This window comes from Ruegeria sp. L11, from assembly GCF_056531755.1.
Window position 1 is genome coordinate 75,512 of sequence record NZ_JBQFMI010000001.1, and the last position, 12,753, is coordinate 88,264.

11 protein-coding genes and 1 tRNA gene are annotated in these 12,753 nt (G+C 55.6%); 6 read left to right on the forward strand and 6 right to left on the reverse strand.

Annotation, left to right across the window (positions count from 1 at the left end):
- The first annotated feature begins 107 nt into the window (after nucleotides 1-107).
- Complete coding sequence (locus tag ACR0CE_RS00355; RefSeq protein ID WP_480830383.1) at nucleotides 108-1,367, forward strand: hypothetical protein; 1,260 nt, start codon at nucleotides 108-110, stop codon at nucleotides 1,365-1,367.
- Nucleotides 1,368-1,548: 181 nt separating this feature from the next.
- Here ACR0CE_RS00355 and ACR0CE_RS00360 read toward each other — a convergent pair whose 3' ends face one another.
- Nucleotides 1,549-2,913 carry a site-specific integrase gene (locus ACR0CE_RS00360; protein ID WP_480830385.1) on the reverse strand — a complete coding sequence of 455 codons (1,365 nt, stop codon included), beginning with the start codon at nucleotides 2,911-2,913 and terminating at the stop codon, nucleotides 1,549-1,551.
- A 289-nt stretch (nucleotides 2,914-3,202) separates the two neighbouring features.
- Nucleotides 3,203-3,276: transfer RNA gene (locus ACR0CE_RS00365), tRNA-Cys, on the reverse strand.
- Nucleotides 3,277-3,500: 224 nt separating this feature from the next.
- Here ACR0CE_RS00365 and ACR0CE_RS00370 point away from each other — a divergent pair.
- The 3 genes from ACR0CE_RS00370 to ACR0CE_RS00380 all read left to right on the forward strand — a co-directional run bounded on the left by ACR0CE_RS00370 (nucleotide 3,501) and on the right by ACR0CE_RS00380 (nucleotide 6,529).
- The gene (locus tag ACR0CE_RS00370; protein WP_209503353.1) at nucleotides 3,501-4,154 is read left to right on the forward strand and encodes a protein-L-isoaspartate O-methyltransferase family protein; all 654 of its coding nucleotides are present in this window, start codon (nucleotides 3,501-3,503) and stop codon (nucleotides 4,152-4,154) included.
- Nucleotides 4,155-4,248: 94 nt separating this feature from the next.
- Nucleotides 4,249-5,667 carry a TolC family outer membrane protein gene (locus ACR0CE_RS00375; RefSeq protein ID WP_209503355.1) on the forward strand — a complete coding sequence of 473 codons (1,419 nt, stop codon included), beginning with the start codon at nucleotides 4,249-4,251 and terminating at the stop codon, nucleotides 5,665-5,667.
- A gap of 73 nt (nucleotides 5,668-5,740) precedes the next feature.
- On the forward strand, nucleotides 5,741-6,529 hold the full coding sequence (locus tag ACR0CE_RS00380; RefSeq protein WP_209596939.1) for a hypothetical protein: 789 nt from the start codon (nucleotides 5,741-5,743) through the stop codon (nucleotides 6,527-6,529).
- Nucleotides 6,530-6,532: 3 nt separating this feature from the next.
- Here ACR0CE_RS00380 and ACR0CE_RS00385 read toward each other — a convergent pair whose 3' ends face one another.
- Together ACR0CE_RS00385 and ACR0CE_RS00390 are read right to left on the reverse strand one after the other, a co-directional pair.
- Complete coding sequence (locus ACR0CE_RS00385; RefSeq protein WP_480830387.1) at nucleotides 6,533-7,990, reverse strand: cobyric acid synthase; 1,458 nt, start codon at nucleotides 7,988-7,990, stop codon at nucleotides 6,533-6,535.
- 156 nt (nucleotides 7,991-8,146) lie between these two features.
- Nucleotides 8,147-8,467, reverse strand: coding sequence for a DUF6280 family protein (locus ACR0CE_RS00390; RefSeq protein WP_037310273.1), 321 nt, complete (start codon nucleotides 8,465-8,467; stop codon nucleotides 8,147-8,149).
- A 219-nt stretch (nucleotides 8,468-8,686) separates the two neighbouring features.
- Here ACR0CE_RS00390 and efp point away from each other — a divergent pair, with 219 nt between their 5' ends.
- Nucleotides 8,687-9,250 (forward strand): elongation factor P, encoded by a 564-nt coding sequence (gene efp, locus ACR0CE_RS00395; RefSeq protein WP_209503361.1) that lies wholly within the window; start codon nucleotides 8,687-8,689, stop codon nucleotides 9,248-9,250.
- 53 nt (nucleotides 9,251-9,303) lie between these two features.
- Here the strand turns inward: efp and ACR0CE_RS00400 are convergent, their stop codons facing one another.
- Both ACR0CE_RS00400 and ygfZ read right to left on the reverse strand, forming a co-directional pair.
- Complete coding sequence (locus tag ACR0CE_RS00400; RefSeq protein ID WP_480830389.1) at nucleotides 9,304-10,245, reverse strand: ABC transporter transmembrane domain-containing protein; 942 nt, start codon at nucleotides 10,243-10,245, stop codon at nucleotides 9,304-9,306.
- Between the two features lie 106 nt (nucleotides 10,246-10,351).
- On the reverse strand, nucleotides 10,352-11,095 hold the full coding sequence (gene ygfZ, locus ACR0CE_RS00405; RefSeq protein ID WP_480830391.1) for a CAF17-like 4Fe-4S cluster assembly/insertion protein YgfZ: 744 nt from the start codon (nucleotides 11,093-11,095) through the stop codon (nucleotides 10,352-10,354).
- Between the two features lie 73 nt (nucleotides 11,096-11,168).
- Between ygfZ and ACR0CE_RS00410 the strand changes: the two genes are divergently transcribed.
- A complete protein-coding gene (locus tag ACR0CE_RS00410; RefSeq protein ID WP_480830393.1) occupies nucleotides 11,169-11,843 on the forward strand; it encodes a TIGR04283 family arsenosugar biosynthesis glycosyltransferase in 675 nt (224 codons plus the stop codon).
- Nucleotides 11,844-12,753: the final 910 nt, after the last annotated feature.

Sequence of the window (12,753 nt, forward strand, 5' to 3'; positions counted from 1 at the left end):
GTCCATCACTCAATACCTACCTAACCCACTTATGTGCAGGTCTATCCGTTAGAAAGGAAGGTCAACGTAGGCGGAGGCATGAGGCTCAAGTACGCTACGAGGCTTCCTTGAAATCTATTGTTCTTGAATTGTTTAGGGCACACCTTAGTGATCCGACACTTGAAGTCGGCATAGGGAAAGGCACTACGACCCTACAAGACTTAAACAAGTCCCGATACGGTGCCAGCTTCATCTCAGCGCGCACATTCGTTGACGCAATGAATGCACTACAGGACGCAGGGCTTATGGTGCTGAGTACGCCGCATTGGCACGACCCGGAGAATAAGCGTAGTCGGGTCGCGCGCTACATGGCGACACCCAACCTAATAAGTGAGCTAAGTCAGACAGGGGCTTCCTTCATAGACCTTCGCAGGCGCGAAAATGCAGAGGGCATACGTCTTAAGGATAGCAACAAAACCCTCATTGAGTATGGCGATGTTGTCTTTACTAAAGAAGCGCGAGAACGGTTGAGGGCTATCAACGAGATGCTCAGTGGACACTGGGCAGACTTGGCGCTGAGTGATGAACAACTTGCTAAAGAGATGGTGCACATCAGAGGGACACGAGACGAAGAGGCAACACAGTCCTTCGACTTTGCCGCGCGCACCGTGTACCGCGTCTTCAACAACAACGATTGGCAACAGGGCGGGCGCTTTTATGGTGCGTGGTGGATCAGTTGCCCACGTAGGTTGAGGCCACACATCTTAATCGATGGCAAGCGCACAGTGGAAGTGGACTACTCAGGCTTGCATGCTGCTATGCTGTATGCGGAAGCAGGCTTAGACGTGCCTAACGACCCCTATGCACGGTGTTTGTCTAGGACTGGCGACAAGGAGGAACGCCAACTGGTGAAACGCACTTTCAACGCGCTCCTGAACGCCGACAAGGTAAGTCGCGTGAGTGAGATTGAGGGCTACACATCAGACCTGACCGGGCGAGACTGGCCAGAGTTCAAGCAGTACATTGTAGCACAATACCCAGAGTTCTCTCAGTACTTCGGCTCAGGGGTGGGACTTAGGTTGCAGCGGAAGGATAGTGATCTGGCAGAGGCAGTCATGCTGCAGTTCGCAGCCATGGGTTATGCTTGCCTTCCCGTCCACGACAGCTTCATCGTCCACCATGGGCTGGAACACGACTTGGCCAACGCAATGAGCAGGGCATTCCATTTAGAGTTTGGTGTGGACGGAAAGGTCGGAGTGGAAGTGGGTGTTGGTGAAACACTTGAAGGGAGTAGCACACCGATTGGCTTGGATATCAATGACCTACTGCACCCAACAGGCTATTTGGAAAGGTTGTCCAAATTCTGGTCTACCATGGGAGACAGGTAAGCTGGCCTAGACCATTTTAATCTTTTTGTGTGTAGATTTAGCAAGCGAATGCTCGGCTGCAGTAGGGCTAATCCATGGCCTGATTAGAAAAAAAAGATATATTAATCTGGATATTCACCTGTTCGGTCACGCCTACGGCGCTCCCTCATTACTAGTAACGATAAGGAGCGCCGGGGCTGGTTCAGACCTGAAACCGTCCGATGGCGACTTTGAGTTGCTCCAATGTGTAGCCTTCTCGGTTGTAGACCTCCTGCGTAACGCCAGAGCGCGCATGACCAACGATGCATTGGACAATCGGCTCGGGAACGTCCGCTTGGCTTAGTCGCGTCACGACCGTATGTCGCAGGCTGTGAAATACCAATCCGGGCTCTTTGAGGCCCAGTTTAGGCAAGAAACTCTCGTTACACCAACGCCCAAGGTTGCGCCCATAACCGCCATTGGAACTGTAACTGTAGTCAGGAAATAAGCGTGTGCCTTGTCGGCGGCTGCCCACAAAGTCTAGGAAGCCTAGGCGGATCAAATCTGGGTGTACCGGAACCTTCCGTCGCGCTGCTGTGGACTTCACGCTCTTGTTGTCGTCGTCACCTTCGTCCGTGATGTTGAGGAACCACGTGCCGCATTCTTGCTGCACATCCTTGATGTCGAGTTGACATATTTCATTCAGCCGGGCTCCAGTGAATATGCCAAGCAGCATCCCCCACTTGTGGCTGTCCTTACGCACCAGCCCAGACGGGTTCGTGGTGAGTTCAGTGTGCAAAAGCCGGATTTGCTCAGGAGAGAAGGGTTTGCGCTGGCTCTTACTGTTTTTGTCTTTTGCTACCTTCATGCCGTCGAAGAGGCTGTGCGGCGAATAACCGTGCCGCTCGGCCCAATCAAAAAAACTCTTGAACATTTGTATGTGGCTATTGATCGTCTTGGGGGCGATCTTCTTCTGACCCGGCAGCTTGATGACTTCCATCAAAGGCATGTTTTTTAATGCAGGCTTGGTGTTCCGACTGGATGGTAGGGCTTGAAGAACTTTTTTGACTGCGTTCGCATCCTGCTTCGTAATCGTGCTCAGCAACCGGTCTGGCCCGAAGTACTCAATTAGGATGTTCAAGTACGCGCGGTTCTGGCCAATTGTTTTTTCTGCCCACTGACGCGAATGTTCCTTGATGAAGTCATCAATCGCTGTGCCTAGTGCCGAAGAGGCAGAGAGGGCTTTTGCTGGCGGCGATATCGTCACGGCTGGCGTGTCATCATAAGAATAGTGTTCAAGGCGTTCTACGGCCTCCAGAACGCGCCTGAGCATATCTCTGCGCCCCTTTCGCCACTCCCGGCGAAGGTCCATCTCGTTATCGTCCCAGTCCTGTGGGCTTATGTCAGAGGCTTTGCAAAACGCATCGCTGTCGAGATAAAGGTCGGACAGTAGGTCCTCGCCTTCCGCAGCGTTTTCATGGATTTCAATCTCTTGCTGCATCGCACTGATTGATCCATCTGGAAAGCCTTTGTCGTTTAGTCGTTCCAAATACTTGTCGAGCGAAGCCTTGAAGTACCGATGCACCATTGATCGGATTTGGTCTTGTCTTAGTCGGGGCACGTTTGTTTGATCCGGTATTAATCGACCGCAAGATGCAAGAAAGCGCGCGAGATCACCAGCCCTATGCGGGCAGCGAGTACGCAGCGATATTCTTACTGATGTTCTCTTTTGCTCAGAAGACGGAGGGATAGGCCAGCGGAAGTAATAAACGCCGTGTCTAGAAAGGCTTAGATAGGATGACTGCATCATCGTAGGTGTGTCCCACTTTGTGTCACACCCGAGCACCTCAGGGCTAAGTCAATGATTTAGAATAAAATGGAGGCGAGTACCGGAATCGAACCGGTGTACACGGATTTGCAATCCGCTGCGTCACCACTCCGCCAACTCGCCTTTTCAAGTAAAATCAAATACTTGCTGTGGTGTGACTGGGTTTTTAACAGCTTTCCTTTGGGGCGTCCAGTGGATTGCGTGCGAATTTGTCGGCAAGACCGAAATTTGCCGAAGTCCATGCCCAAGAAGGTGATCACGATTCAGGTTGCGGCAACAGGGGCGTTGCTGGAAAGTTCAGGATATGGCACAAGCCCGACATCTTTGGGAATGAGACGAGATATCCAATGACTGACTTCGCAGCCCGGCGCCGCACAATGGTTGATACGCAGATCCGCCCGTCTGACGTCACCAAGTTCCCGATCATTGAGGCGATGCTGAGTGTTCCGCGCGAAAGCTTCGTACCCGATTCTCAGCGCGAGGCGGCCTATGTGGACGGCCTGATTGATCTGGGTGGCGGGCGCAGCATGCTGGAGCCGCGGACCCTGGCTAAAATGCTGGACGTGTTGAACATATCCAAGGATGAGATGGTCTTAGATATCGCTCCGGCAATGGGGTATTCCACGGCTGTTACCGCACGGATGGCTGAGTTGGTCGTGGGTGTTGAATGCGACGAAACCCTTGCAACCGAGGCGCAAAACCTTTTGGCCGAAGCCGAAGTGCTTAACGCTATCATTCACGTTGGCGCGCTGGAACAGGGTGTGGCGGAACACGGTCCCTATGATGCAATCATGGTGCAGGGCGGTGTCGAGCAGGTGCCCGATGCCCTGTTGGATCAACTCAAGGACCACGGTCGGATCGTGTGCCTGTTTGTCAACGGCAACCTGGGTACAGTTCGGATTGGTCGAAAAACCGGGGGCCGCGTCAGTTGGCGTGATGTGTTCAATGCCAATGCGCCGGTTTTGGAAGGTTTTTCGGCAGAGTGTGCATTTTCGCTATAGTCCGCCGATAGATTTTTCTATCGCCTTGATTAGTTGAAAAGAAGGCCGCAAACTGCCTGCAGGGCAGTGTAATTTCGTTTGAGAGGATTTTGGTATGCGTGGTTCGGCGACAGGTAAGCTGGTCAGGGCGTTTGCTGTGACCGCAGGACTTGCCATGAGCGTGATGCCAGGGCGTGCAGCGTGGGCAGACAACATAACGGATGCGTTCATCGGCGCGTATAACACCAGTGGTTTGCTTGAACAGAACCGGGCGTTGCTGCGCGCGGCGGATGAAGATGTAGCCATTGCGCTTTCTGCGTTGCGGCCAATCATCAACTGGACCGTGCAGGTCAGCCAGGATTACACCCGTTCGCGGGTCAATAATGTCGTGACGACAAACGAACCGTCGCGGTTCTTTTCGGGCCTGACGCTGAGCCAGCTTTTGTATGATGGTGGCGCGTCTGTACTAGGCAAGCAGTCGGCGCAGGAAACGGTGCTGTCGACCCGGCAAACCCTGATTGATATTGAACAACAGGTACTTATTCGCGCAGCAAATGCCTATCTGGGCGTTCTGCTGCAGGAAGAGACCGTGGCGATCCGCCAGAACAACGTGGATGTGTCGGCAGAGGAACTTAGGGCGTCGAATGACCGCTTCGAAGTTGGTGAAGTGACCAGGACCGACGTCGCGTTGTCCGAAGCACAGCTGGCAAGCTCTCAGGCGGATCTGGCAGTGGCACGCGGTGAATTGAGCATTGCGCAAGCCGAATACGTGAATGCAGTCGGAAAGGCACCGGGGCGAACGGCTGGTCAGCCGAGCCTGCCCAATCTGCCGCGTTCCGAAGCAGAAGCTGTGAATCTGGCGCAACGCAACCACCCGGCCATTCTATCGGCTCAGCATCAGGTCAGGGCGTTTGATCTGGTCGTGCAGCAACAGCGGGCAAACCTTGGGCCGAATGTCAGCCTTAATGCCGATGCTGGCGTGTCCGAGCGCTATGACAACAATGACTATGTGAACGACGCGACCGTGTCGCTGAACTTCACACAACCTATCTACGCGGGTGGCCGGTTGGCGGCAAATGTCCGCCGCGCAATGGCCAGCCGGGATGCCTCGCGTGCGAATCTGCTGAACGTTCAAAAGAACATCACGCAGGGTGTTACCGACCGGTATGCGGCGTTTCAGGCGGCCAGCGCCAGTCTGAGGGCGTCAACCGAGCGCGTTAACGCCTCGCAGGTGGCGTTTGATGGCATCCGGGAAGAGGCAACTCTGGGCGCGCGAACAACTCTGGATGTATTGAATGCACAACAGGATTTGCTGGATGCACAGCTGGCAGAAGTCGCTTCGCGCACCGAACGGTCGCGGGCTGCCTATCAGTTGTTGCAGGCGCAGGGCCTTCTGACAGCCGAGCGTCTTGGGCTGGCGGTGCAAATCTATGATCCGACTTTGTATTACAATCTGGTCAAGAATGCGCCGGCACAGGTCAGTAAGCAAAGCAAGGATCTGGATCGCGTTCTCAAAGCATTGCGCCGGGACTGATCGCCAATACTATCTGTTGTGAGGCGCGGATTGTTTGGCTACACTCGATCCAAGGATAGAGCGGTAGAGAACAATGTCTGATAATGTCGTGAAAGCAGGGATCGAAGACGTTCTGTCTTCGGTCAAACGTCTGGTCAGTGAAGACAGTCGTGATAAAACCGTCTCGGATCAAACGACTAAAGCACGAAAGCCGGGGCGGCTGGTGCTTACTGATGCTTTGCGGATCAGCACACCAGATCAATTGGGGGTGATTCCCGCTAAAGCTGTGTCGGAACCCGAAGTTTCAGATGCCGCCAAGCCCATGTTGTTGCGCACCTGTGACATCGTTCAGACGGGTCAACCTGCGAACGCTGACCAGGACAAGCCAGAAACAGCCGAGACGAAACACGCCCCGTCGGATGATGCAACAAACAGCCTGAGTGCAAAGATCGAAGCGCTGGAAGCGGCAATTGCGCAAACAGAAGATCAGTGGGAACCGGACGGTGACAGCCAGGATGCGTATTCGGGCACACCGTCACACGCGCTGCCATGGGATGTCGAAGAAGAATTTGCCGCTGCGATGTCGATTGATGCTGCCGGTGGTGACGAACCAGAGGCGGTTCAGCAGGCCGAAGACGCATCTTGTCAGGCGGAATTCATCCGGTCGTCTCAGGCTGTTGTGTCTGATGCTGATGCCGAAGAACCTGGTTCCGACGAAAATGTCAGGACGATCGACATGGATGAAGACGCTCTGCGCACCCTGATCGCAGAGGTTGTCCGCGCCGAGCTGCAAGGAACGATGGGTGAGCGGATTACACGAAATGTGCGCAAGATGGTCAGGCGAGAGATCGCCCGCGCTCTTGCGGCTCAGGATCTGGAGTAACTCTCAGCCACGGTGCGGGGGCTGCGCGAGGCTGAGCAGCAGGTCAAGGTCCATGTGGCGCTCCAGATGATCGGCCAGATCGTCCAGCGCTTGCTCGACGCCGTCCTCATAGGACAGGTCCGAGGTCACGCCTAACGCTGACAAATACCGCGCCCGGAATGCGTCGGACGAAAAGATACCGTGCAGATAGCTTCCCTTGATCCGCCCGTTTGCGCTGGCCGCGCCTTCAGGGCGGCCTTCGACCTCAAGCCATGCATTGGTGCAATCCGGCCCGTTTGTATGGCCCATGTGGATTTCGTATCCGGTGACCGGCTCTCGGCCCGGCAACGCATGGGCCGTACGCAGGACAACTTGCTTTTGTCCTCCCATGACTGTGTCCACATCCAGCAACCCCAACCCGTCGACCTTACCCGGTCGACCGTCTACGCCATCGGGGTCGGAAATGGTCTTGCCCAGCATCTGAAAGCCACCACAGAGACCCAGCACATGCCCGCCGCGCCGAACATGACCGTACAGGTCGATGTCCCAGCCTTGTGCACGGAAATAGGCCAAATCTCCGATGGTGGATTTGCTGCCCGGTAGCAAAACCAGATCGGCATCGCCCGGCAATGCGCGTCCGGCCGGAATGATCTCGACACTCACACCGGGTTCGGCCGACAATGGATCAAGGTCGTCGAAATTCGCCATCCGTTCAAGCTGTGGCACAACAACCTTGCAGGTGCCGCCTGTGTGAGAACGGATGTCCATCATATCTTCGGCCGGAAGTTTCCAGGCGTCGTGAAACCATGGCACAACCCCCAGACAGGGCCACCCTGTACGAGAGGCAATATCATCGCGCCCTTCGTCAAAAAGGGACACATCGCCCTTGAATCGATTGACGGCAAAGCCCCGAATTCGCGCAAGATCGTCGTCGTCCAGAACCGCCTGAGTGCCAACGATCTGTGCGATCACACCGCCGCGGTGAATGTCGCCGACAAGTATTACAGGTATGTTCGCAGCGCAGGCAAAGCCCATATTGGCGATGTCACCCTTGCGCAGGTTTGTTTCGGCCGGGCTGCCCGCCCCTTCGATTAGAACCAGATCCGCGTCGTTGCACAGCCGGTCAAAGCTTTCCAGTGCGGCGCTTAGCAGCCTGGATTTATCCTTGCGGTAATCACCGGCTTTCATGGTGCCCGCGCGCTGCCCCTGAACAATGATCTGCGCGCCGGTATCAGTTTCAGGTTTTAGCAATACAGGGTTCATATCCGTATGCGTCGCCCGCCTTGCCGCCCGTGCCTGAAGGGCCTGTGCGCGACCGATTTCCCCACCGTTTTCTGTAACAGCAGCATTGTTCGACATGTTCTGCGGTTTGAAGGGCGCAACCCGAAGACCCCGCCGTGTAAAAGCCCGCGCAAGCCCCGCCACCAGAACGGATTTTCCGACATTGCTGCCGGTGCCTTGAATCATGATGGCGCGAACCATGGATTGTCTCCTACCTGTCAGGGCGCAGATGACCTGATTTGGGCGGGCAGGGGAAGCCCCGAACTCATCCTGACGCCCGGGATCGTGGTGGGATACGCATAGAAAAACGCGCTCTGATGGCAGAGCGCGTTTTTTCTGAGTTGAAACAGCCTTGGATCAGGCAGCTTCAGCCTGCTGAGCGGCATTGCGACGCTCGCTTTCTTCACGCGACAGCGCGACCGAGGTCCGCACGCCACGGCCAACGAACTCCATCAGTCCGCTGACAACCCGCTCGTTCGGGTCGATTCCCGCGCAAGACAGCACTTCGCGTCCATCGCGCGAGCGCGCCCAACGGGCGATTTGTTCCGGGCCATTGCCATACTTCTTGTCATCGGCAATGGCGTCATCGAGTGCGGCCAACACAACGGCCGCGAAAAGTTTGCGAGCACGATTGCCTTGTTCGTTGTTAAAGGCAGTGCCGTCAACGAAATCTCTCATCTCGTCTTCCTTGTTTTTCTTGCTCTTGCAATTTTCGGCGTGACGGTCCTTATGACCGATAAAGTGCGATTCGGATACAGCTAATATGCATAGTTGCGTTGCGTCACTTGCATATCTCGCTGCACGTGCAGCACTAGGTTTGGTTGTCTTGTCAGGTGTGTTCCCGCCAGATATAGGAGGCGCAACTGACGCATCAACCGTTTGTGAAGGATTTATGTAATGCCCAAGATAAATGGGAACGAAATTCGCCCCGGCAATGTGCTTGAGCATAACGACGGCCTTTGGGCCGCGGTCAAGGTTGACCATGTGAAGCCCGGAAAAGGCGGCGCTTTCGCGCAGGTCGAGCTGCGCAACCTGCGCAATGGTTCGAAACTGAACGAACGGTTCCGCTCGGCTGACAAGGTTGAGCGTGTGCGCCTTGAACAGAAGGATCAGCAGTTCCTGTATGAAACCGATGGCATGCTGGTCTTCATGGATGCCGAAACATACGAACAGATTGAATTGCCAGCGGATTTGCTGGGCGAGCGTCGTCCGTTCCTTCAGGATGGCATGACGATTGTTGTCGAATTCTACGAAAGTGAAGCGCTGAACGCGACGCTGCCGCAGAAAGTAACCTGCAAGATTGTCGAAACCGAGCCGGTCGTAAAAGGTCAGACCGCCGCGAACTCGTTCAAGCCTGCAATTCTGGATAATGGCGTGAAAGTCATGGTGCCGCCGTTCATCGGACAGGATGAAATGATCATCGTGAACACCGAAACCATGGAATATTCTGAACGCGCGTGACGTTTCGTCGCTTTAAGTGTCAGACCGCGCAGACAGCCGTTGCGCGGTCTTTTTTATGCACTGTCGCGATACCGGTAATGCGCGGGGTCCGGGCCGAATAGTTCCAGCATCAGCTCGTATTTGATGCGGTTGGCACTGACTTGTCTGTAAAAGGCGATCAGGAACGCGGTCGGGCCCTGTATTCGGCCAAGCCCGCTGGTCGCGGCTACCACAGTGCCGACATCAGTCTTGCCCTGCAGCACCAGATAACCGCCCAACATCAGAATACCCACAGTTCCAGCGCCGTTGATCACGCTCAGCAGGAACTTGGCCGAAAGCTTCCAAAGAAACATGCGCCGCCTTGTGTCATAGATGTCGTCGAACAGGGCATTGATATCCCGCTCGACGGCTTCGATATCCTCGATTGTCAGCCTATCAGTGGCACTGCGCAACAGGCGGACACGTTCGGCGACGAACGTGTTCACTTTGCGTTGCGACACCAGAACGATAATGATCTGCGGCACAATCATGGAAAACGCGATAAGGCCAAGGCCTGGCTGCGTTGAGGATATATACCCGATCACACTGATCAGCGTTCCAACCTGAACCACCGGGTCCGAAAATGCGCCCCCTGCAAACTTGCCCAGCTCCTCAGCCTCGGCTGAGATGGCGGTCGTCATGGTACCTTTGCGCAGATTTTCACCCGTTTCCTTCAGGTCGGTAGCACGCCACAGCAAGCGTTGCCGGATCAGCCGGATCATGTCTTCGCCCAATGTACCCGCGCGAAAACCCAGAACCCATTTCAGGGCGAGGCTTAGCAGGATGACAATCATCATGCCGATGCCCAGCAGAACCAGCTTTTCGACATGAAGATCGTTGGACGTAAGGTGGTTGACAATATCGCGTTGAAATTCAAGCGGAACCGCGGCAAGCGCAGCAATGGCAATGGATAACAGAATGAGGACAATCTGCCGTCCGGCGCTGGCGCGCCAAATCGCGGAGTAAAGCTGAAACATGCGGGTATCCGTGTTGCCCCTGTGCCGACACATTGGCAGGGCTGGGTAACGGGTTCAAACTTTACGAGATAAACGGCGGATAAGGCCGTGCCGATTTGGCAACAAGTTATTCTTGGTCCGTCAGGCGAACCACGACGTCTCCGGCCAACATGTCTGCATTCGCACGGTCAAAGCGCAGATACGCGATTCCGTGTCCGCCTGATTGCGTGAACAGGGTGCCGACAGGTTTGCCGTTTGCGGCAATCTCAGTCCCCACCGGAACCGAGCTTTCGACAAAGACCCGCCGCAAGCCTTTGCGTAATTCTGTCTTGTGCTTCATGCGCGCAGTCACTTCCTGACCGACATAGCAACCCTTTTTGAAGTCCACGCCATTCAGCGCCTCAAACCCGGATTCGAGGATATAGCTGTCTGGCGTCAGTTCGACCCCAGCCTCGGGGATGCAGTGTCGAACGCGCAGCGCGTCCCAGTCGGTTCCGTCATCGCCATCTGGGGCTGTCGAATAGTCACGCCAACCCATATCCGCGTGACGGGGGTCGGGCAGGGCGGTGTCCGGTGCTGGACCTGTGCCGCGCTGCAGATGCAGATCCGTGCCTTCGATCACCACATCCGCACGGAGTTTGTACATGTTCAGGCGCTTGATCAGGTCATCTGCAAGTGGCTCGGCCACGTCCAGCAGCACCCCAACGTCATCGCGTTTCAGAAAGAAATCTGCCAGATACTTGCCCTGTGGTGTAAGCAGTGCGGCATAGACCAACCCATTGCCCAATCCCTGAACGTCATTGGTTACAAGATCCTGCAAAAAGTTTTCGGTGTCCGAGCCAGTCAGGCGCAGGATGCGGCGGGTGGGCATGGCTTGGTCCTCGTCATTGCCTTTGGCCTCGTGATATAGGAAGTCCCGCAGCCAAGACCAGAGGTTATCGGACGTGCCCGCACCCGTCACTGTAGTGATTCCAACCTTGAATGCCGCCGGTTCCTTGCCTGCGTGCCTTGAAGCCCTGATGGAAGGGGTGCATTCCGGGCTGATCCGGGACCTGATCGTCAGCGATGCAGGCTCAACTGACCAGACGTTGAGAATAGCAGAAGATGTTGGCGCGCATGTCATTAGAGGTGAGCCATCGCGCGGCGGTCAATTGCGCCGGGGGTGCGCGCATGCTGATGGAGACTGGCTTCTGATCCTTCATGCAGATACCGTGTTGCAAGAGGGATGGGCCAAGAGCGTAAGCGCCCATCTGCCATCCAACGCACCAGCGGCGTTTCGGTTGGCTTTTCGCGCGCGTGGGCTTGCGCCAGCCTGGGTGGCCGGATGGGCCAATTTGCGCAGCAGGCTGTTCGGTTTACCGTACGGAGATCAGGGGTTGCTGATTCAGCGTAATGTCTATCTGGCGGCTGGCGGGTATCCGGACCAACCCTTGATGGAAGATGTGGCGCTGGTGCGCGTATTGCCACGGATCGCAATACTCGAGTCGCGCGCCTTTACGAGCGCGGAGCGCTACGAACAGGCAGGTTGGTTTCGGCGGGGCACGCGGAACTTGTGGACACTTCTGCGCTATTTTCTGGGGGTTGATCCACAGGTGTTGGCGCGGGGGTATCGACGTTGAGCTTCGTGCGCAATTCGACCAAAGATTTTCCCAGTCGAAACGGGGCCGCAAAGCTAACAAGACAAAGCGCCACGATTTGCAGAACCAGAATATGGGCATTGGCCTGCAGGTACTCCCATTCGTCCTTCAACTTGCCGACCTGCTGGATCAGATCGTCATAGCTTTGTGCCAGGATCTGATAATCTCCGGCAATCGCGGGTACCTTACGGCGCATGTTGTCGATGGCCACCTGAGTTTTGTCGTCCAGAGACGTGAAAACGAGGAACTGGTCGATATCGAAAGCATCAGCTTTTGCCGTCATATCCCGCAGCTCGTCCATTTCATCTTTGCCCTGACTTCCGAACAGGAAGTGCAGGCCCTGCAGGGGGGCCACTTCGTTGGTTACGGCGATGAACAGGGGCAATTCCGAGTTGCTGGCAGTTGATGCCGACAGGAATTCAACCTTGTCGCAAAGCACTGCCGTATCAGGATCGTAAGCAGGGTCGCAGAAACGCAGACGAAACCGTGCGGCATCCCGGTCGAATGCCAATGTTGCGGCGTAGGCCACATCAATCTGGCGATCCAGTCGCGAACTGTCCGACGTGTAAAGCCCCGCCAGAACAGCCACCAATGCGCCGATGCCACCCAGCACGACCCAGACCAGATCGGCCAGTTTCCATGCCCTGTGCCCTGCTGGCTTGCGGAACAAAAAGGCGGTGCCGATCGATCCTGACAGAAAAAACAGGATTAGCAGGGGCAATTGGTTGTCTGTCACAAAACTCATGTGCCCGATCTTAGAACGTGATGCGCGTCCTGCAACCGGGATCACGTGCTGTTGTAACTTCTTACCGGGCACAAGGGTGCGGGACGAGACCGGAAACGGCTTGCGGACACGTCCCCAACAGTGGCGGTAATTTGACCACTGGAATCC

Bases quoted from the DNA above. Each gene is read 5' to 3' on its own strand.
- ACR0CE_RS00360 (WP_480830385.1), bottom strand. From the start codon at position 2,913: ATGGTGCATCGGTACTTCAAGGCTTCGCTCGACAAGTATTTGGAACGA.
- ACR0CE_RS00370 (WP_209503353.1), top strand. From the start codon at position 3,501: ATGACTGACTTCGCAGCCCGGCGCCGCACAATGGTTGATACGCAGATC.
- ACR0CE_RS00375 (WP_209503355.1), top strand. From the start codon at position 4,249: ATGCGTGGTTCGGCGACAGGTAAGCTGGTCAGGGCGTTTGCTGTGACC.
- ACR0CE_RS00380 (WP_209596939.1), top strand. From the start codon at position 5,741: ATGTCTGATAATGTCGTGAAAGCAGGGATCGAAGACGTTCTGTCTTCG.
- ACR0CE_RS00385 (WP_480830387.1), bottom strand. From the start codon at position 7,990: ATGGTTCGCGCCATCATGATTCAAGGCACCGGCAGCAATGTCGGAAAA.
- ACR0CE_RS00390 (WP_037310273.1), bottom strand. From the start codon at position 8,467: ATGAGAGATTTCGTTGACGGCACTGCCTTTAACAACGAACAAGGCAAT.
- efp (WP_209503361.1), top strand. From the start codon at position 8,687: ATGCCCAAGATAAATGGGAACGAAATTCGCCCCGGCAATGTGCTTGAG.
- ACR0CE_RS00400 (WP_480830389.1), bottom strand. From the start codon at position 10,245: ATGTTTCAGCTTTACTCCGCGATTTGGCGCGCCAGCGCCGGACGGCAG.
- ygfZ (WP_480830391.1), bottom strand. From the start codon at position 11,095: ATGCCCACCCGCCGCATCCTGCGCCTGACTGGCTCGGACACCGAAAAC.